A 19,613-nucleotide genomic window follows, 5' to 3' on the forward strand; every position below is an offset into this window, starting at 1 on the left:
AGGATTTCCGAGCCTTCCGGTCTCACTCTGGTGCTCGTTCGGCGCACCGAGACCCGGTGCTCGCCGCAGTCGCGATCCGGAGGTCTCCCCATGACTGACATGTCCTCGATGCCGCCCGCCCACCAGCCGTCGGAAGGCATGGGCGCCGGCCCCGGCTGGGCAACGGTGCCTTCGCAGCCGACGCCGCACACGTTCACCCAGCCGCCCGTGCCGGGTCTGCCGCCCGTCGGGCGCACCCCCTCGCGGCGCAAGGTCTGGCTCACCCACGGCGCGACGGCGCTCGTCGCGCTGATCTTCGGTGCCGCGATCGGTGGCGGCGGAGAGCCCGGCGCTACGGCGGGCTCCTCGAGTCCGGTCCCGGCCGCCACGGTCACCAAGCCCGCCGCGGGCGAACCGAAGCCGGCGGTGACCGTCACCGAGACGGTCAAGGCGACGGTCACCGCGAAGCCGAAGCCGGTGAAGAAGTCCGGCCCCCCGAGCAGCTTCTCGGGCGAAGGCCAGTACCTCGTGGGCGAGGACATCCAGGCCGGCACCTACCGGACCTCCGGCCCGGCGAAGGACAGCGTCATCCCCAACTGCTACTGGGCGCGCTTGAAGAACGCCTCCGGCGAGTTCGACGCGATCATCGCCAACGACAACATCCAGGGGCAGGGCCGCGTCACCGTCAACAAGGGCGAGTACTTCAAGACCAGCGGCTGCCAGGACTGGCAGAAGGTCCGCTGACGTCGAGGAGTCTCCTTCCCCGACCGCCTCAGAGGTATCCCGTCACGGCGCTCTCATGCGGACAGAGGCCGCCCTTCGAACAGACGGCCTCGATTACACCCTCGGCCGCTGACCGCTGACGGGAAACCGCCCACCGGCGTGCGTGCGACGCGCGCATGTCATCGGCGACCGGCCGCCGCCTCTGTCGGCTTCGTCATCTCGGACATCTCTGGGTGTCGGGCTCATCGGAACCGACGCAAGCGGATAACCCGGCGCCCCCGCAGCACAACTGTTGCGCCACTTCCCAGTCAAGTACCGGATCAAGGAGCACTCCCATGACCAGTTCGGAACAGAACGAGCCTGCCGCATCCTCTTCCGCGCCCCCCGCCCCACAGGCCCCTGCCGCCGAGTCCGTACCGCTCGCCGACCTGGTGGAGGCACGTCTGGCCGCCGCACCCCTCGGCGAACCCGTGAGGGCGCTCCTGACCCAGGCACTCGGCAGCGCGCAGACCCCGGGGAACGCACCCATGAGCCGGATCTACCTCGACTCCGTCTCTGTGGAAGGTTTCCGCGGCATCGGCCCCCGAACCTGGCTGAACCTGAGCCCCCGGCCGGGTGTCACGCTCGTCGTGGGCCGCAACGGCTCGGGCAAGTCCAGCATCGCCGAAGCCATCGAGACGGCGTTCACCGGCACGAACATGCGCTGGCACGGACAGGACGCGACGCGCACCAGTAACTGGCGCAACCTGCACGACGGTGCCAAGACGGAGATCGAGGTCAAGCTGGCCGTCGAGGGCGACAGCGGCCGGAGCACGCTCAGCCGCACCTGGACCGGCCACGGCGTCACCGACTGCGCAGGCACGTTCCGGCGCCCCGGACACGGCACGGTCCCCCTCGACCAGACGGATTGGAAGCAGGCCCTGACGGACTACCGTCCCTTCCTGTCGTACGTCGACCTCGGCCGCATGATCAGCGGCAAGCCCTCCCAGATGTACGACTCCATCGCCACGATCTTGGGACTGGGGCACCTCAGCTCCGCGTACAACCACCTCGGGCAACAGGAGAAGGCCTTGAGGGACGCCGTCAAGGCGGCAATGAACGAGCTGCCGGAGATCAAGGCCGCGCTGTACGCACTCGAGGACGATGAACGAGCGGTTCAGGCGCTCGTGGCCATCGAGACGAAGGAGCGGCCCGACTTCGAGGCGCTTGACGGACTTGTGGCGGGCCTGCCCGCCGACGACGACGGTCTCCTCGCCGAACTGCGTGCCGCGGTCGACATGCGGGGACCTGACCTGGAGCAGGTCGGGGCTGCGGTGGACCGTCTGCGCGAGGCGCTCGCCGGAGTCGAGGACGTGCGCCTGACCGGTGCCGAGGAGGCGTTGCAGCGCGCCGGCCTCCTGGAGAGGGCCCTGGCCCACAACAACCGTCACCCCGACGAGGAGTCCTGCCCGGTCTGCGGCACGGAACGGGTCCTCGACGCGGCATGGGCCGCCGACGCCGACGCCCAGATCGCCTTGCTCCGGCAGGAGGCGAAGACCGCCGAGGACGCGCGCAGCGAACTGCGGTCGGCGGCACGGGCGGCTCAGAACCTCATCGAGACGCCTCAGCGGATCCCGGCCGCGCTGACCGATCCGTGGAACGCCTGGCTCGCCTGCCGGACGATCAGCGATCCGGCCCAGCTCGTTCAGCGCATCCACGACACCGCCCTGACCCTGGCCGACGCCTGCGCCGCTGTGAAAGACAACGCCGTCAGGGAGCTGGAGAAGCGAGACGAGCGGTGGCGTCAGCTCGTCACTCGCCTGGCGACCTGGACGGAGAAGGCCCGCGCGGCGGCGGACGCCGAACCCCGGCTGGGCCACGTCAAGAAAGCCCGCTCCTGGGTCAAGGCACTCACCGCCGAGCTGCGGGAGAGGCGTATGGAGGGCTTCACCGGTCACTCCCAGCGGATCTGGGAGAAGCTTCGCCAGGAAAGCGACATCGACCTCCAGTCGGTGAGCCTCCAGGGCAGCGAAAGGGCCAACGTCCGCAAGCTCGTCATGGACGTCACCGTCGACGGGGAGGAGGCTTCGGCGCTGAGCGTCATGAGCCAGGGAGAGCAGCACTCTCTCGCGCTGTCCTTGTTCTTGCCCCGTGCGGCCACCGCCGACAGCCCGTTCGGTTTCATCGTCATCGATGACCCCGTGCAGTCCATGGATCCCGCGAAGGTCAACGGGCTCGCCCAGGTCCTGCACGAGCTCGGCGAACACCGGCAGGTGGTCGTGTTCACCCACGACACCCGGCTCCAGCGCGCTTTCACAACCCAGGAACTGCCGGTCACGGTGTTCGAGGTCGAGCGGGGCAAGGCGTCCAAGGTGAACGTCAAGGCGGTGACCGACCCGATCCGCCAGGCGATCGCGGATGCCAGGGCTCTCGCCAGCACCGACAATCTTCCGGAGGCGGCCCGCACCCACGTGCTGCCCGCATTGTGCCGGATCGCGCTGGAGAACGCCTTCGTCGAGGCGGCCTGGGTCCAGCACCTCCGCTCCGGGGGCTCCGAGCACGATCTGCAGTTCGCCGTGGCCGACGCGGACAAGCTCATGAAGATGGCCGCGCTGGCCTTCTTCGGCGACATCGGCCGTACCGGCGATGTCTACCGGGAGCTCCGCACCCGTTGCGGCCCACGTGCAGTGGACCTCCTCAAGCAGTGTCAGAGCGGTGCCCACGCCACGGGAACCCGCATCGCCGACGCTCAACGCTTCGTGACCGAGATCAGCGAGCTCGCGCAGAGGGTACGCAAGACGGAGGTGGCAAAGTGACCGGCGCCGCGAGTACTTCGATCGACGAGCTGCTGCTGACAGCCGACCAGCTGCTCTCTGACCTCAGCGTCGAAGCCTCGGCGGCTGGTCGGCACCGTGGAGCCTCCCTCGCGCTGCGGACCGCCCTGGAGATCGCGGTCGACCGTACGCTCGACGCTGCGGTGCCGGGACTGGCCAGCATCACCACGCGGGCGAAGATGCTCTGCCTGCGCTGCTACACCGCCGCGCCGATCGCCCGCAGGGCCAACGCCGTCTGGTCGCACCTCTGCCTCGGTTGTCACTACCACCAATACGAGATCGGGCCCAGCAGGGACCAGGTCCACAGATGGCGTGCGGAAGTCGGCGAACTGGTACGGAAATTGCCCAGTTGACCAGATATTCACAGCCAGCCCATGTGTCTGATAAGTCTTTTGCCGGGGGCTGGGCATATGCCCGGCGCGCGGCGTCTCTCGGGGCGCCGCGAGGGAGGGGACGTACGTGAGCACCACCATGCGTGACGAGATCATCGCCGAAGAGCAGAAGGCGGTGGACCGCGCCTACGACTGCTACGAGAAGCGGCTGGCCGAACTGAGCGGCGGCTCGATCGCCACAGCATCCGCCAGTGGCAAGGACAGCGTCGCCAACCAGAACGACGCCGAAGCAAAGGCCGCGGAGTACGCCGGTCTCGGCGACGCATCGCTGGTCGTCAGCCGCGTCGACGTCGAGCCCGGTGAGGAGCCGGACACCTTCTATGTCGGCCGCCGTGCCGTTTCCGACGTGGAGACCCGCGAGACTGTCGTCGTGCTGTGGACCGCGCCGGTAGCGGAGAAGTGGGCGAAGGCCCTGCCCGAGGCACCAGGTGAAGTGCTCCTGCGGAGACAGTTGCGCTGCGCGAAGAACGTCGTCGAAGAGTACGTCGATGAGATCTCCGTCGCTTCCCCCACCGCGCCGCCTGTCCTCGACGACACCGAGCCCGTGGCCGAGGTCCAGGACGATTCCAAGGTCGCGGCGTCTGAGACGCCGATGGTGCCGCCGGCCCCTACCCCGTCCGACATCGCCCACCTCCATCGGCAGAGACGACAGCCGCTCGACGACTTCCTCCTGCGTGAGCTCCAGCGCTCCCGCAGTGGCCGCATGCGGGACATCGTCGAGACCATCCGCCGCGATCAGATGGATCTGGTCACCGGTTCTCCCGCCGACATCCTTGTCGTGCAGGGCGGCCCGGGCACCGGAAAGTCCGCGGTCGGCCTGCACCGCGTGACGTGGCTCGTCAACAACGAGCACTTCAAAGCGCAGGACATCCTCGTCATCGGCCCGCACGAGCGCTTCCTCGACTACGTCGGCCAAGTCCTGCCGACCCTCGGCACCCGCAACATCAACGCGGTTCAGATGAACCGCCTCTGGGACGGCGAGGTCCTCGGCGCCGACACCCCACGTGCACGGCTGGTCAAGTCCGACGACCGCATGGCCGCCGTCCTGCGCCGGCGCGTGGAACACGAGTGCCGTCCCGACGCGATCGACGAATTCACCACTACGCCCACGTACAAGGACGCCAAGCCCGAACTCGCGGTCACCGCCGGCAGTACCACTCTGCGTATCCCGCGTTCCGAGGTTCTCGTCCTTCTTCAGGAAGCACGCGAGGGCGACGGCTCCTACCGGGAACGCCGCAACCGCTTCCGCAGTCTGCTGGTGGACCGACTGCTCCAGGAACTCGTTGCTCTGGCCCCACGCCGCAGCCAAGGCGACACGATCCGCCGGGACCTGGAACGCAACCGCCAGGTCGAGCGGCTGATCGAACGCGTCTGGCAGTCGCCCGGTGACAGAGAGTCCCTCCGAAGCCTCTACGACTCTCCCGAACTTCTGCGCACCTGCGCCGACGGCATCCTCGACACGAAGGAGCAGGCAGCCCTTCACCGCCCAAGAGCAGCGACGGCGGACAGCGACCTCTGGACCCTCGACGACCGCGTCTGCCTGGAAGAGCTGCGCTACCTCATCACCGGAGAGACTCCACAACGCTACGGGCACATCGTCGTCGACGAGGCCCAGGACCTGACCCCCATGCAGGCGCGCTCACTGCGCCGACGCATCGCGGTCAACGGCTCCATGACCGTACTCGGCGATCTCGCCCAGGCCACAGGTCCGCATGCCTACGCCGACTGGGACCGCCTCGGCACTCTGCTGTCCGACCACGGCGACTGGCACGTCGCCGAACTGAACACCAGTTACCGCGTACCGGCAGAAATCATGGAGTTCGTCGCGCCTCTGGCTCGCGCGATCGCCCCCTCGCTCCCCTACCCGCGGGCGGTGCGCGAAGCGGGCGCCGACAGCGTCCGGACTCTGGCAGCCGAACCGTGGACGCTGCTCGACGAGACAGTCAGTCAGACGATCCGGCTCGTCGGCACCAGCGACGGACACACCCTGCGCCGCGTAGCCGTCATCGTCCCCGACGACTCCGGCTGGCTCGACGAGATCAACCGTCATCTCGACCAGACCGCCGGCCTCACCGAAGAGCACCGTGCCACCGTGTCCGTTCTCGCCGCCGCCCACGCGAAGGGCATGGAGTACGACCACGTCCTCGTCGTCGAACCTGCCACCATCGCCGACCGCGGACCGGCCGGGCTGCGCCAGCTCTACGTCGCCCTCACCCGAAGCACCCAGAGCCTGACCGTCCTGCACACCTCCCCGCTCCCGGACGCCCTCATGGACACCACCGATACTCCCGAACTTGGAACCACCGCCACCGAGCCGTCGATGGCGGCCGCTGACGTCCCCGAGATCGGCACCGACATTCGTGTCCGCGTCCTCGACCGGGGTACAGGCGGCCGCTACAAGGTCAAAGCGCTCTCCCCGCCGGTCAAGGTCCCGCTGATCCTGACCGTCCGCCACGGATCGACTCCGCCCCGCCCCGGCGAGAAGCTGGACTGCTGGGTCTTCGCGCAGGAGAGGAACCACTGCCTGCTCACGACGGACCAGCGTGGACGCCAGCCCATCTCGGCGAAGATGGCCGAGCGCTACCTGGCTGCGCTCGGCGTGTTCGACGAACTGACCGCCGATGGCGTCGCCGTACCGGAGAACGCCCGTGAGCGGCTCTCCGAGCTCAAGGGCATGGCCAACCGCGTACTCCGCCGCGACCAGGCGGACTGGGTGGACGTACGACGAGTGCTCGGCTCACCCGACAGACAGCGTCTGAATCTCTTGCGTGACCTCGCCGCCGAAACCAACCGCGCCCTCAAGGACGACAGCCTGGACGCGAGTCGTCTCCGCGAGGACCTGGCGCGAACGGGCTGGTCCCCCTCCCTGGCCCAGGCCCGGGAGACGCTCAAAGACCGCATGACCACCTCGACCGAACCGGCAGCCGAGACCGCACCCGCCCCCTCCGCACCGCAGCCCGAGCAGGAAGCAGCCGAGCCCATGGCATCCGCCGAGGACACCGCCGTAACGACGCCTTCCACGACGAATCTTCTGCACGCGCTGGAGACCACCGCGACCGCCGACCGCACGTGCAAGAAGCACGAAGCGGTGCGCCACGCCCTGATGTCGGCCCTGTTCGAGGCCGACGCACAGGCGACGTCATCTCAAGTCGTTGATGTCAGCCGCTCGGCCGAGGATGGTGACTTCCTTTACGAGATCCTCGGCTCCGGCCAATCCGCCTACACCGACCTCCGCTCGGGTGCCGCCCGCCTCCTGGAGATCAACCACACCCTGGCCGCCCCCACCGACCGTCTCTACCTGGTCCTCACCGAGCCGCCGGCCGAGGACTGGTCCGCCGAGGCCCTGCTCGACGTCTACGGCGTCCGCCTGCTCTGGCGCACCAGCGACGGCTGGGGCGGCCAGGACACAGATACCGCCCTGGGCTCGGGTCGGCCGTAGGCCCTTTCGGTCCGGGCAGCGCGGAAGGGCCCGTTCTTCCGAAAATGACAGACGCACTGGTGGGCGGTGCCGCGACCGGCACCGCCCGGCGCGTCGCCGTTCGTCGACCTCTATTCCTTCGGATCAGTAGGGCGGTATCGCGCTCGCTCAGCATCGACTCCGCGCCTCATCACGGGAGACCGGCGTATGAGGAGACTGGACGACCCGTGTGCTGGGCACATAGTCGGCCATGGACACGGTGTCGGTGGACTGGGCATGGCAGGTCTCGAAGGCGGAGCTCGACGTGGCGCTTCCTCGGCGGTGGGCGCACAGCCAAGGAGTGGCGGTCCGTGCATTTGAGATCGGCCGGGTCCTGAACGACGTCGAGCTGCTCCAGGCAGCAGCCGTTCTTCACGATGTCGGGTACGCACCCCGGCTGGCCGTGACGGGTTTCCACCCGCTGGACGGGGCAAGGTTTCTTCGTGACGAGCACGGGGCCGACGAGCGGCTCGTGCGGCTGGTCGCGAACCACTCCTTCGCCCTGTTGGAGGCCGAGGAGCGTGGCCTGCGGGACGAGTTGGCGTCGGAGTTCCCCTTGCTGGAGGAGCCGCTGCTGGTGGACGCTCTCGTGTACTGCGACATGACGACGACACCCGACGGCGGCCGGACCACTGCGCCGGAGCGGATCGCGGAGATCGTCGGCCGCTATGGCGCGGACAGTGTGGTCGGCCGATTCATCCGCCGTGCGGCGCCGGAAATCCTCTCTTCCGTGGAGAGGATCGAGGCGGCGCTTGCGGCTCAGCCGAGGTAGGGATAGGTGCCTGCCAGGTAGTCGCCGATCTGCTGGCGCATGCTGGGGTGGATGTCGTACGCGTCGAAGTCGGCCGGCTGGACGAAGCGGACCCCGTCGGCCTCGTCGTTGATCGTGGGCGCTCCGCCGACGGGGCGGCCGATGTAGGTGTTCTCGTACTGCTGGCGGATCTCACCGTCGGTGTAGGCGACGATGTGGTTCGGGTTGGTGTAGACGCCGAGGAATCCGGTGATCTCGGCGATGATGCCGGTCTCCTCCAGGCACTCGCGCACAGCGCACTCGGCCGCGGTCTCGCCGATGTCCTGGGCTCCGCCTGGGAGTGCCCACTGTCCGGTGTCCCTGCGGCGCTGGAGGAGGATGGCGCCGGTCTCGTCGACGACGAGCAGGTTACTGGCCGGGATGAGGGTGTTTGCCTTCGGGGCGGTCGGGTCGTTGTAGTACTCAGTCCTGCCCATGGTCGGCGGTCCTCTCCTGGTCGGGTGCCCACGACCGCGCAGCGGCCCAGACGGCATCGAAGCTTTGAGCGTAGCTATCGAACCACCCTGCGCCGTCTGCCCTCTTGAGGTGGAGGAGGGGGTTGGCGCTGGCCGGCTGTCCCCAGATGTGGGGGTTGACGAGCAGGTTGTCGTCGTAGCGGAACATGGACGTGTAGAGCGTGGTGTCGTGGAGCCGTACGGCGCACCCGGCCTCGCCCAGCAGCGGGCGGTAGTACGTCAGCGAGGCGCGGATCTTGGCGGCCAGGGTGTCGCCGATTCCCTCCTCGCGGCCTCGGATGGAGACTGCCTGACCGTCCGGGTCGCCGAAGCACAGGCGCACCCGGACGCCCTCGGAGGCGCGTTCGGAGAGCATCTTGGCGACGTGGGGGTTGGACTGGGCGAAGAACGTGCCGGAGAAGACGAGGACGCTGATCTCCTGCTGAGCTTCTCGTAGCAGCGAGAGCCAGACGTCCCTGGGCACGCTGGCCCGGTTCTGGTAGGTGCCGACCAGCTCGGGGCCTAACCCGTCACGCAGTCGGCCGGGGCGCTCTGAAGGCGTGGGCCAGAGGAAGGTCTCTTCCACGCGCAGGTGTCGCGCAACGCTGAAGCGGTGCCGGGCATGGGGAATCCGCCCGCCCAGCCACCGACTCACCGTTTTGGGATCCACCTCGCAGACCTCGGCAAGAGACTCGGGCGAGACGCCACGTTGGCCGAGCACAGTGCGCAGTCGGTCGTTCACAGCAGCCATCGAATCGGTGCAGCGCATGATCACGCAAGGACGTTTTGGGACGTAGTTGCTGAAGCGCAACCCCGCGGACTGCCTACTCTGACGCCATGGAGCTCATCGTCCTGTGGGACATCGACCACACCCTCATCGAGAACGCGGGGGTGAGCAAGGAGATCTACGCCGCTGCCTTCTCGGCGCTCTCGGGGCGGGAGCCTACGGAGCCGGCGCGTACCGAGGGGCGTACGGATCGGCTGATCATGCGCGACATGTTCGTGCGTGAGGAGCTGCCCGTACCTGGCTGGCACGCCATCGAAACCGCGCTCGCCCAGGCGGGCGAAGCGAGGCTGGATGATCTCCGCAGGCGTGGGACCGCCTTGCCTGGCGTCCATGAGGTGCTGAAGGCCGCCTCCGCGCAGAGCGGGTGGGTCTCCTCCGTCCTGACCGGCAACATCGCCGCCAACGCCCGTGTGAAGCTGTCCGCGTTCGGTCTCGACTCGCTGCTGGACCTCCCGGTGGGCGCCTACGGAGCGGACGCCGAGCTCCGTCCCCAGCTGGTCGCTGTGGCCCGCGAGCGCGTGCAGCGGCTTCGCGGCGTTCCGGCTGACGTTCCCACCGTCCTGGTGGGGGACACCCCGCGCGACGTGGAAGCGGCCCTGACCACGGGCTCCGGGATCGTCGCCGTCGCCTCCGGCATCCACAGGCCGGAGGAGCTGACCGCCGCCGGCGCTGCTGAAGTCCTGCTCGACCTGTCGGACACGAAGCGCGTTCTAGGCATCCTGGAGTCCTTCGCAGGCCACTGAAAACGTCCCGGGACGTCCTCGGAGCGTCCCTGAACGCGGTGACGAGGTCCCGGGGCAAGAAGCCACTATCAGGGCTCCCACCAGGCAGTCAGCCGAAGGAGCCCAAGTGATCGGGGAAGTCACCGGGATCAGGAAGATCCGGATGCTGTACCTGCAGCTGCTGTACCGCTGCAACTTCACGTGCCTGCACTGCTTCCACGGCAAGCGGCTTCAGTACGCCGACGCCTTCACCGCCGAGGAAGCCGTCGGCCTTCTCAACCTGATGCGAGACGAATACGGCACGGAGGCCGTCACCCTCCTCGGCGGGGAACCGTTCGTCCACCGGGATCTCCCCCGGGTCGTCCGGCACGCCAAGCAGGAACTGGGCCAGCGCGTCGAGATCTGCACCAACGGGTACCGCATCGAGCGCCGCCTGACCGAGATCGCTCCGCATCTGGACTTGCTCCGGGTCTCCCTGGAGGGTGTCGGCTCGACCAACGACGGCATCCGCAAGCGCGGTAGCTACCAGAGCGCTCTCCACTCGCTCGGCCTGGCACGGGAACTCGGTGTTTCAACCGGCGCGACCATGACCGTGACCTCGCGGAACATCGGTGAGGTACTCCCCCTCGCCCGCGTCTTGGCCCACCTCGGAGTCCGGCAGCTGAAGCTCCACCATCTGCGGCCCGTCGGCAACGCCGCCGACCATCCCGAGCTGCTGGTCACCGACACGGCCGCCTACGGCCGGCTCCGCGAACAGCTCGCGGAAACCGAGCTGCCGCTTGAAGTGATCGTCGACGAGGACCTCTCCGAGCACGGCGCTCCCGAGGTCTGCGCACCGTCCGGCGGGCCTCGCGAGATCGACCGGATCGAGGCCGACCCCCGCGGAGCGCTCACCATGTCCTGCAAGGCGGTGGGCAAGGACTCCCACGCGTTCTGGTACGAGAAGACCGCGAACCGCATCGTCCACAGGCCCTCCGCCACCGACGAAATCACGCGCCCGGTACCGGACGTGGTGTACGCCCGTGCCTGATCACCCGGCATTCGAGAGCCTGGAGGGCTTACGCGGCACCGGGAAGTCGACCATCGCACCGATGCTCGCCGCCGCCCGCCAGGCTGTCCTTGTTCCCACCGTTCCTGCCTTGTACCAGCCCCTCAGGCGCGAGGTGGACAGGCGGACGAACGTCGAAGCGCGGATGTGCCTCTACCTCTCCGCACTGTTCACAGCAGCCGAAGAGATTCAGCACCACCTCAGAGGTGGCGTCCCGGTCGTCGTGGAAAGCTACTTCGCCCGGTGCCTCTCCAGCCACCGCGCGCTGGGCGCCCAGCTCGGCGTCACTCTGCCGGCCTGGCTGCCCACGCCCGTCACCTACCACCTCGTCTGCGCCGACGACGAACGCCGGCGCCGCCTCGCAGCGCGGAACAAGCCGACATCGCGATGGGACGCGCTGATGGAAACCGTCACGGACCGAGTGGCGGATGCCTACGCCTCGTTCCCGATGCATCGCATCGACACCACGGGGCTCACCCCCGAAGAGGTCCTCCGCGTGCTCACCGCCGCCGATACGCAAGGAGCGCACTCCCATGCAGACACAGAGCCTGTGGGAGCACACCCTTACCTTCTTCCCTCAGTTCCTCGCCACTCTGCGGGAACGCGTTGCCCCTGACGCCGCCATCGCGGTCGTCGGTGCGAGCGACGGCAAGTTCGTCCTGCCTCTGGCAGCCGCTGGGTACCGCGTAGTAGCGATCGAACGCGACGCGCTTGCCGTGCATGGAGGTGAGGTCCGCCTCCCGGGTGACAGCGAGGTGCACGCCATGGGCCTGATCGACCGGCTGAAGCTGGAGGAACTGCATGCCCGGGTGCAGGTGATCGAAGAGGACTTCCTTGCGGGGGAACCTCTGGACGTGCGGTGCGAGGCGGTCTGGACGAGCTGCTCGTGGCACTACAGTGCCAACCACCACCGCCCGCTTGCCGAGTTCGTCTACCGCATGCAACGCCTGGTCCGGCCGGGCGGTGTGTTCGGTGCGGAGTTCATGATGCCCGTCGAAAAGCGCCACCACTTGGTGGAGCACTACACGTCTCCCGAGCGCCTGCACCGTCACTTCCTCGGTGACTGGGATGTCCTGCTCACCCTGCGCACGAACGAGTTCACCGAACGGGCCCACGTCGGCCAGCCGCACGACCACACCCATCGCATGGGCCTGCTCCTGGCAGCCCGCACGTGCACCCTCACCGACCGTTTCTGAGAGAAGGACACATGAAGCACGAGTACGAGGCGAAGTTCCTGGCCGTCGATGTCGCCGCACTGCAGGCCAAGCTGGCCGCCCTCGGCGCCGTCCAGGCGCTCCCCCGCACCCTCCTCACCCGCAAGATCTTCGAGAACGACTCCCTCGACGGAGGGGCGTGGCTCCGTCTGCGGGACGAGGGCACCCGCTCGACGCTCACGCTCAAGCAGGTCACCGACGCCACGACGATCGACGGCACCAAGGAGATCGAGACCGAGGTCGCCGACCTGCACGCCATGGCCGAGATCCTCCGCCGGGTGGGCCTCACCGAGGTCCGCTACCAGGAGAACTACCGCGAGGAATGGCGCCTGGGAGAGGTCGCCTTCGACCTCGACACCTGGCCCGACCTCCCCACGTTCCTGGAGATCGAGGGGCCCGACGAAGCGTCCGTCCGGCAGGCCGCCGATCTCCTGGAACTCGACTACTCCGAGGCCCGGTTCGGCAGCGTCGACGAGATCTACAAGAGGGAGGCCGGCCGCGACATCCTCGCCGAGCCCACCCTGCTGTTCTCCGACGCCGATAAGCGGGAGAGCGCTTCCTCGGCGGCCCAGGGCCGTTGATCAAGGAAGCGGACGAACCATGCTGACGGAAATCGCCTTACAGCACAGGGTGATCCCCGGGATCGCCGAATTCGCCCGAGGCGGACTACCGGCACCAGCGGCCACGGACGACGGCAACAAATGGGTCGACGGGTTCTGCTGGCTCTACTGCGGCCGGCGCTGGACACGCGTCCTGTGGATCGGCCCCGCGAGCGTCGCCGGCGCCCAGGCTCCCATGTACGCGTGCGGGTCCTGCATCCGCGAGCTTCAGGGACGTGTCTGGGAGTCCCTACTCAGCAGGGACGAACCCGCTCACCCTGACCAGCCGAACGAGGCCACCACCTCAGGGCCGCCTTCGGCCCGGCGTACGGGCAGGCACCGCGGCCAGAGCAGGTTCCTCCGCCGCGGTTAGGCCCCCGCCCTGGTCACGGAAGAGCCTGCCGTCCCCCGCGGCATGAGCCCCGTGGCCAGGGCGGGTCTCCGGTGGTACGCCTACTCGTCAGCGGCGGGCAGTTCCCTGGGCAGCTCCTGGGAGCCAGCTCGTACCTGCGAGGCCGCGATGCAGGGCACCAAGGAGGCGACGTCGGCCGCCAGCGCCTCCGTTCTCTCCTCCGAACATTCGATGTGTTCGTTCCAGCCCCGATTGTCAGACCGGCGCGCCAGCATTGGTCCATGGCCATGCTCAGCCCCGCTCAGCGGCTCACTGCCCACGTTCGGTCTGTCCTCGGCGACGGGCCGTTCCACCCGCCAGGTGGGTGGATGCACATGGGCGCCGTCATCTGCGATGCCAGCTTCCACGCGCGCTGTAAGTACGAGCTGACCCTCCGGCCGCGCCTTCTTCGACTCCAATCCGCATGGCCTGACGCCGCCACGGTCCGTGGCTTTCGAGGACGGCTCGCGACGGAAGATCTCGCCGTCGCGATGAGCTTCAAGAGTCCCAGGAAGGTTGCGACAGCCCACGCCGTTACTGATCTGCTGGCTTCGAGCGGTGTCGATACCCGATCCGACCTTCGTGCGTGGCTCGACCACCAAGACAATCGGGCCGCTCTACGCAAGGTCAAGGGAGTGGGACCGAAGAGCCTCGACTACATCGGCAACCTTGTCGGCAGATCGCAGGTCGCCGTGGATGTGCACCTGCGGGCCTTCGCTGCGGATGCCGGTGTCACGGAACTTCATTACGAGAAGCTCCGAGCCTCATACGAGGAAGCAGCAGCCGCTCTCGGGCACGAACCAGGTGGGCTGGAGCACGCGGTATGGCGGTTCAAGTCTCAGGGCGTGTAACCCCCACGCCAGGCAGGCCCGTTACTCGGGCGCGCTCGGCACATGGGCCTCGCTAGCGGCGGGGTCGCACCACCTGCTGGTCCATAGACTGCTTGGGCGCTGTGCCTGCGCGCATACTTCGAATCTGCTCACCGGCGACCGAGGCGCCGTTGATGGTGGTACGGCGGCGAGCGGCTTCAGCGCGCCGATTGGGTATCGGGTTGCGGCCGGTGTGCTGGATACGGCTGATCAGCACGCGGGCGGGTTGGCGGGCGGTGGTCAACTCGCGTTGGGCAGCAGCCTCCTTGAGGAGCTGGTGGGGTTGATGGCCGCCCGCCTCAGCGTCGGCGAGGACGGTGGCGAGGGCCGGCCAGGCGGGGTCAGTGAGGATGCGGCCGGCGTGGTCGGGGATGGCGGCGCGGACATCGTGGGCAAGGGTCCGGCGGGCCTGGTCGCTCGGTTGACGGGTGGCGAGGCTGTCGAGGACGGGCGTGAGGGCTCGGTCGGCGCCGGCCTGGAGGTGGCGGAGGGTCTGGCGGGCGGCTTCGGCCTGGTGGGCGTGGCTCTTCGCTTCGTGCCAGCGGGCGGCGACGATTGTGGCCCAGACGAGGGCTGCGAGCAGAGCCGCGAGAGCGCTGCCGTCGGAGCCGGTGGCGGTGTGGGCGATGTCGCGGGCGGCTTTGCGCAGGGTGTGGGCGGCCTGGTTCTCGGCTCGGATCTGGGAGCGCTGAGCGCGGGTGAACGCTCGTGAGGCCGCTCGCAGTTCCGCCCGAAGCTGGGCGGGGACTTTCTGGGCGGTGGCTTCGATGAGTTCGCCGAGGGCGGTGATGTGGGCCTGGGCGTGGGTGTCGTCGGCCATGCCGGTGTGAAGGATGTCGAGGGCGTCGGTTGCCTGGTGCCAGGGGGTGGCAGGTTGGTCGCGGCGGGCGGTGGGGTGTTCCTCCGGCGCGGTGGTTTCGAGGCGGGCCTTGAGCTTGGGGAGGGTGAGGTCGGGGGCGATCTTTCCGCCGGGGTGGAAGATCTGTTCGCCGTCCTTGTTGAGGTCGCCGGGGCGGCCGGCAGCGTAGCCGAGGAGGTCTCCGGACGGTCCGCGGCGGGGTTTGATCGCGATGCCATCGGCTTCGAGATAGGCGAAGACTTCCTCAGCGCTGCTGGCGTGGGGGATGGCGGCGCGGATGCGGTCCTGGAGCCAGTCGCGGCTGGTCTGCTGCCAGCCGAGGCGCTGGGCCTTGTGCATCTCGGCCTGGGTGGGCCGACGGGCGGCGGTGCGGTCGCCCTTCTTCAGTTGCCGTAGGCCGTAGTCGGTCTCGATATGGCGGCAGGCGTCGCCGACGCGGATGCCGCTGTCGTGGAGCTTGGGGCGGCGGCCGTCTTCGCGGAAGGTGGTCGCGAGGATGTGGATGTGGTCGTCGGCGTGGCGTACGGCGATCCACCGGCAGCCGAGATCGTCGCCGGGCGCGGCGATGCCTGCGGCTTCGACTATCCGCTGGGCGATCTCGCCCCACTCGGTGTCGGAGAGGTGGCGGTCTTCGGGAGCGGCGCGGACGGGGCAGTGCCAGATGTGATCGGTGACCTTCTTGCCGAACTCGCTGTTCCGGAGGCGCACGGGCTCGTCAAGGTAGCGGGCGAGCTGGGTGAGGGTGGCGTCCTGGTCACGGCCGGGGTCCGGCATGCCAAGCATGGCGAAGCCGGCGACGATGTGCGGGTCGGTGTGCTCGTCATGGCGGCCGGGGCCGTAGAGGTAGGCGAGTAGGCCACGGGTGTTGGCCCCGGCCGGTTTGATGGCGGCGATCACTCGGCCTCGTCCTTCCTGGCGTCTGCCGGTTCACGCAGGGCCTCGGCGATCAGCTCCAGCAGGCGGTGCAGCTCGTCAAGGCGCCGGCGGATGTCGGGCGGGGTGAGGTCGCTGTTGAGGGCGCGGGCGATCTGGTTGACGTTGACGCCGATGCGGTTGAGCTCGCGCAGAACCTGGGCTCGGAACATGTGGGTGCGGCGGCGGTCTTCGGACAGCGGCAGGTTCGCGGTGAACCGACCGGTGATGAAGGCGAGGACGATGTCCGCGGCGAAGCCGGATTCCCCCTTGTAGCCGTGCTCGACAGCGGCCTCCTGGAGGTCGGCTTGCTCGTCGCCGGTGAACCTCAGTGGTCCGATGCGAGCAATCCGCTTGGTTCCGGTGAAACGGCGGATCGTCGGCTGGACGCTCTGCACTGTTCGCTCGCCAGCAGCCACCAGGGCGGTGGGTGCGGGGCAGAGGATCTGCTGCTGGGCAGCGTGGAGCGTGTCCAGGTCGGGGCCGCCCTCGGCCCCGACCTCCTGGCCCGGCGCCCCCTGGCGCTGGGCCGTCTCCGCCACCCCTGGGGCGGAGACCCCCGAAGACCGGCCTTGAGTCGGACTCGGGGTACTACTGGCTCCGCCAGGGGCCGTCCGTCCGAACGCCCGCCGCAAACGCCCCAGCAGCGTAGGGGAATCCGGCGACGTAAGCGGCTCAGCGGGGGTGTCTTCAGGCAGGTGCTGGTCGTGCGTCAAGGAAGATGCTCCAGGTACGGCTGGGCAGGCGCGGCGAAGGTACCTGCCCGGTGTGGTCGTCGTGTTGTCCACAGGTGTGGAAACGGGCGGGGCGGCTGGCCAGAGCCTGGGTGACGGGAAGGGTTCCGGTCACCCAGGCAGGTCGCTGTCAACGCCTGGAGACCTCGATCCCGGCAGCTTCGAGTTCCGGCCGAAGAAGCTCCATCACCTCGGTCTGCCGCTCACTGCCGATCGTCAGGTCGCGGTCCTTAACGGCCGCCCGGAGCAGGCCGCGAGTGAGTTTGCCGTGCTGGTGACCGGTGGCCCGGCCGATATCCGCCAGTTCCGCGATGGTCGCCTTCGGTGGACGGCCACCGCTCGACTTGCTCTCCGGTACCTGGGACGCAGGTTCCGTCCGCTCAGTACCGGAGGCATGCGGACTGTCGGAAGCGACGGCTGGCATAGGGCTGTGGCTGAAGCCGCCGACCGATAGCTCCTGCGCCTGTACGGAACCGGTGTCCGGGTGATCGTCGGACGGTGCGACGAGCTGGTGGATCTGTCGCATGAGGACGCCGAAGGCCACCATCGCGGCGGCCGGAGGAACTGCGGCGACCACGTAGTCGAGGAACGGGACGGTGCGGGCGTTGCCGGTGCCGCTGACCCCGGCAACGTTCAGCGCTATGGAGCCGAACGATCCGACGGCAGTCACGGCGATCGCCCACGGGTCGGTGGCGCGGCGCAGAGCGGCGCGCAGCATGAGCAGCTCACCCGCAACGATGAACGCGTCCAGGGTGGCGGGCCAGGCCCAGCGGCGGATGGGCGACGCTCCGAGCCCGTGCTGGCCGGCGACGTCAGCCAGGTGCGCGTAGGAGAGCCAGAACGCTCCGGCGGTCAGGGCGACGATGACGATGCCTGCCGCGCCGAGCGCGAACTGCTCGGCGTCAGCCTTCTTCTTCGGCTGCCCTTCGCCGGGGGCGTCGTCTTGCGGCTGCGGTGCTTGCGTGAGCGGCGGGGTGGTCAAGCGGAAGACTCCTGGGGGTAGCGGTGTGCGGCGTCTTTGCCGTCTCGGCCGTTGCAAGTGCAGGTCAGGGCGGGACGGCAGCGCTCTCGAAGTGCCGTCTCGGCGATCATCACTGGCGTCTTGTCCCGAGTCGGGACAGGAGCGCGGTGTGTTCGGGGCGGGCCCTGCCTCAGGTCGGTGTGTCCCTTGCCGGGACGGCTGCGTTGCGCGGTCCGTCCCGGCAGACAGGGCTGTGAACTGCGGCGATACGGCATGGACGCCGGGGACGGGGCAAGACGGATCTGGGCGGCGTCGCCCGGTGGGAAACGTGCCGGGAGACGATTGCGTTGCCGTCTTGCCCCTGGCTGACGTCTTACCCGTGTGCGGTCTGACCTGCGAGATCACGGCAGGGACGGCAAGTACGGCAACCAGGGGGTGGGGTTCAGTCTTCGCCGCGAGTGGGTTCGGCGTCGACGGGATGGACGGTTGGGCAGTACCGCCGCCAGGCGTCGAGGAACTTGTTGCGCATGTAGCCCTTGCGCTGTGTCCGGTCGGCCATGCGCACGTTGCCGGGCCGAATGTCGAAGTCGCGCAGCATCCTGCCGAGCTCTCGGGCCGTAAGCCCGTCGCGTCCCCGCTCCGCCCATGGGGCTTCGGGGTCTTGGCGCAGGTGGTGGAGGAGTTCCTCCGTGGACAGGCTGTCCACCTCACGCTGGGCGAAGAAGACCCGGCGGATGTCGGCGAGAATTCGCGCACCACTGGGATGGTCCTCCTCGGCCGCCACTTCGGCGGCGACCATCCGCGCGCAGGCGACCCGCGCCAGCCGGGGCCAGCGACCGCCTGCCAGGTCGGCGACGATCACCAGGGGCTCCCACGTGTCGGCGGCGCGGTCTTCGACCGGCATGTCCGGCTCCAGGTTCGCGGCGTCCTCCAGCAGCGGCCTGGCCCACGCGTGGATGCGGTCGCGCAGCTCGTGCAGGGCCGGGATGTCGCGGCGGGAGCGGAAGGGCTTGACCTTCTCTCCCTCAGCCCGGCGCCGCATGCGGATCACCACCGACCGATCCATGACCGTGTCGGGCAGGTCACCGATTCCCGCGATGGCCGCCATCGCGAAGGTGGCGAACTTGTGCGGGGTGTGGTCGTTGCCTACGACCCGGGTGACGTACCGGCCGCGCTGATGGCCGGCGTTGAGCAGGCCGCGCGTCTCCTCGTTCTTCTCCGCCATCTTGGGGCCGAAGATGGTGTCGGCTTCGTCCACCAGCAGCGTCGGCGGCTCCTCCTCGCTGATCGAGCGGAAGATGGCCGCCGGTGTGGTGTTGATGGTCAGCATCGGATCGTGAACCGTCTCGGTCAGCACGTCCAGCAGCCGCGACTTGCCGCAGCGCTTCGCCGGCCCCACCACCGCCAGGCGCGGGGCATGCTGCCACGCGGGCTGGAGATGCGTCGCCACCACCCACAAAGTGATCGCGTCCAGCGCCTCTGGTGAGGGCGGGATCACGAACTGGGCTATCTGGGCACGCAGTTCGTCCAGCAGCTTCGAGCCAGCCGTCGGCTCCGCGTCGGGTATGACCTCCAGTCCGCTCGCCGCATCCGCCTCGTCGGCGGTGCGGGCGGCCGTACCGTCGCTCGGTGCCGCCGCGGCGCTGTCGGCCTGCGCGGCACGCACGTGGGCGCCGGGCTGGCCGGGGATGGCCGTGGCAGGCCAGGCAACTCGGGCGGGGGCGGAATAGGACTCGGGGTTCTCGGGTTCCACTGGGCGGCTCCTCGTCTGGCGGTGTCGGGCTTGCACGCCCCTGCCGCCGGGTCGGTTCTCATGGGATTGCTGGGGAGTCTTGGGGCCTCCGGCGTTGCACCGCCGGAGGCTCTCCCTCTCCTCGCGGGCGTCACGGCACCGCGAGCGACCACGGA

Annotated in this window: 17 protein-coding genes; 11 read left to right on the forward strand and 6 right to left on the reverse strand. The window is 68.8% G+C overall.

Annotation, left to right across the window (positions count from 1 at the left end):
• Nucleotides 1-90: 90 nt before the first annotated feature.
• The 5 genes from ACWDEX_RS19780 (at nucleotide 91) to ACWDEX_RS19800 (ending at nucleotide 8,136) form a co-directional block, all read left to right on the forward strand.
• A complete protein-coding gene (locus tag ACWDEX_RS19780) occupies nucleotides 91-723 on the forward strand; it encodes a hypothetical protein (protein WP_450464892.1) in 633 nt (210 codons plus the stop codon).
• Nucleotides 724-1,037: 314 nt separating this feature from the next.
• Nucleotides 1,038-3,497 carry an AAA family ATPase gene (locus ACWDEX_RS19785; protein ID WP_450464893.1) on the forward strand — a complete coding sequence of 820 codons (2,460 nt, stop codon included), beginning with the start codon at nucleotides 1,038-1,040 and terminating at the stop codon, nucleotides 3,495-3,497.
• Nucleotides 3,494-3,868, forward strand: coding sequence for a hypothetical protein (locus ACWDEX_RS19790; RefSeq protein ID WP_450464895.1), 375 nt, complete (start codon nucleotides 3,494-3,496; stop codon nucleotides 3,866-3,868). The genes ACWDEX_RS19785 and ACWDEX_RS19790 overlap by 4 nt, the downstream gene beginning before the upstream one ends.
• A 106-nt stretch (nucleotides 3,869-3,974) precedes the next feature.
• Nucleotides 3,975-7,346, forward strand: coding sequence for a HelD family protein (locus tag ACWDEX_RS19795; RefSeq protein WP_450464896.1), 3,372 nt, complete (start codon nucleotides 3,975-3,977; stop codon nucleotides 7,344-7,346).
• A 229-nt stretch (nucleotides 7,347-7,575) separates the two neighbouring features.
• Nucleotides 7,576-8,136 (forward strand): HD domain-containing protein, encoded by a 561-nt coding sequence (locus tag ACWDEX_RS19800; protein ID WP_450464897.1) that lies wholly within the window; start codon nucleotides 7,576-7,578, stop codon nucleotides 8,134-8,136.
• Here the strand turns inward: ACWDEX_RS19800 and ACWDEX_RS19805 are convergent.
• Both ACWDEX_RS19805 and ACWDEX_RS19810 read right to left on the reverse strand, forming a co-directional pair.
• Nucleotides 8,124-8,591 carry an NUDIX hydrolase gene (locus ACWDEX_RS19805; RefSeq protein ID WP_450464898.1) on the reverse strand — a complete coding sequence of 156 codons (468 nt, stop codon included), beginning with the start codon at nucleotides 8,589-8,591 and terminating at the stop codon, nucleotides 8,124-8,126. The genes ACWDEX_RS19800 and ACWDEX_RS19805 overlap by 13 nt on opposite strands.
• Nucleotides 8,578-9,351 (reverse strand): helix-turn-helix domain-containing protein, encoded by a 774-nt coding sequence (locus ACWDEX_RS19810; RefSeq protein WP_450464900.1) that lies wholly within the window; start codon nucleotides 9,349-9,351, stop codon nucleotides 8,578-8,580. Before ACWDEX_RS19810 ends, ACWDEX_RS19805 begins: the two co-directional genes overlap by 14 nt.
• Before the next feature lie 95 nt (nucleotides 9,352-9,446).
• On the opposite strand from ACWDEX_RS19810, the gene ACWDEX_RS19815 reads away from it, so the two are divergent.
• The 6 genes from ACWDEX_RS19815 (at nucleotide 9,447) to ACWDEX_RS19840 (ending at nucleotide 14,221) form a co-directional block, all read left to right on the forward strand.
• The gene (locus ACWDEX_RS19815; RefSeq protein WP_450464901.1) at nucleotides 9,447-10,139 is read left to right on the forward strand and encodes an HAD family hydrolase; all 693 of its coding nucleotides are present in this window, start codon (nucleotides 9,447-9,449) and stop codon (nucleotides 10,137-10,139) included.
• 106 nt (nucleotides 10,140-10,245) lie between these two features.
• Nucleotides 10,246-11,148, forward strand: a complete 903-nt coding sequence (locus ACWDEX_RS19820; RefSeq protein ID WP_450464902.1) for a radical SAM protein — start codon at nucleotides 10,246-10,248, stop codon at nucleotides 11,146-11,148.
• Nucleotides 11,141-11,782 carry an AAA family ATPase gene (locus ACWDEX_RS19825; RefSeq protein ID WP_450464903.1) on the forward strand — a complete coding sequence of 214 codons (642 nt, stop codon included), beginning with the start codon at nucleotides 11,141-11,143 and terminating at the stop codon, nucleotides 11,780-11,782. The genes ACWDEX_RS19820 and ACWDEX_RS19825 overlap by 8 nt, the downstream gene beginning before the upstream one ends.
• On the forward strand, nucleotides 11,700-12,362 hold the full coding sequence (locus tag ACWDEX_RS19830; RefSeq protein ID WP_450464905.1) for an SAM-dependent methyltransferase: 663 nt from the start codon (nucleotides 11,700-11,702) through the stop codon (nucleotides 12,360-12,362). The genes ACWDEX_RS19825 and ACWDEX_RS19830 overlap by 83 nt, the downstream gene beginning before the upstream one ends.
• Nucleotides 12,363-12,373: 11 nt before the next feature.
• Complete coding sequence (locus ACWDEX_RS19835) at nucleotides 12,374-12,961, forward strand: class IV adenylate cyclase (RefSeq protein ID WP_450464907.1); 588 nt, start codon at nucleotides 12,374-12,376, stop codon at nucleotides 12,959-12,961.
• Between the two features lie 651 nt (nucleotides 12,962-13,612).
• A complete protein-coding gene (locus ACWDEX_RS19840; RefSeq protein ID WP_450464908.1) occupies nucleotides 13,613-14,221 on the forward strand; it encodes a hypothetical protein in 609 nt (202 codons plus the stop codon).
• 52 nt (nucleotides 14,222-14,273) lie between these two features.
• Here ACWDEX_RS19840 and ACWDEX_RS19845 read toward each other — a convergent pair whose 3' ends face one another.
• The 4 genes from ACWDEX_RS19845 to ACWDEX_RS19860 form a co-directional block, all read right to left on the reverse strand.
• Nucleotides 14,274-15,995, reverse strand: a complete 1,722-nt coding sequence (locus tag ACWDEX_RS19845; RefSeq protein WP_450464910.1) for a relaxase/mobilization nuclease domain-containing protein — start codon at nucleotides 15,993-15,995, stop codon at nucleotides 14,274-14,276.
• Nucleotides 15,992-16,552: a MobC family plasmid mobilization relaxosome protein gene (locus tag ACWDEX_RS19850; RefSeq protein ID WP_450464911.1), complete on the reverse strand. Its 561-nt coding sequence runs from the start codon at nucleotides 16,550-16,552 to the stop codon at nucleotides 15,992-15,994. The genes ACWDEX_RS19845 and ACWDEX_RS19850 overlap by 4 nt, the downstream gene beginning before the upstream one ends.
• Before the next feature lie 322 nt (nucleotides 16,553-16,874).
• Nucleotides 16,875-17,726 (reverse strand): DUF2637 domain-containing protein, encoded by an 852-nt coding sequence (locus ACWDEX_RS19855; RefSeq protein ID WP_450464913.1) that lies wholly within the window; start codon nucleotides 17,724-17,726, stop codon nucleotides 16,875-16,877.
• 421 nt (nucleotides 17,727-18,147) lie between these two features.
• Nucleotides 18,148-19,458, reverse strand: coding sequence for a DUF3631 domain-containing protein (locus tag ACWDEX_RS19860; RefSeq protein ID WP_450464915.1), 1,311 nt, complete (start codon nucleotides 19,456-19,458; stop codon nucleotides 18,148-18,150).
• Between the last annotated feature and the right edge of the window lie 155 nt (nucleotides 19,459-19,613).

The sequence above is a fragment of the Streptomyces sp. NPDC001020 genome, assembly GCF_053599115.1.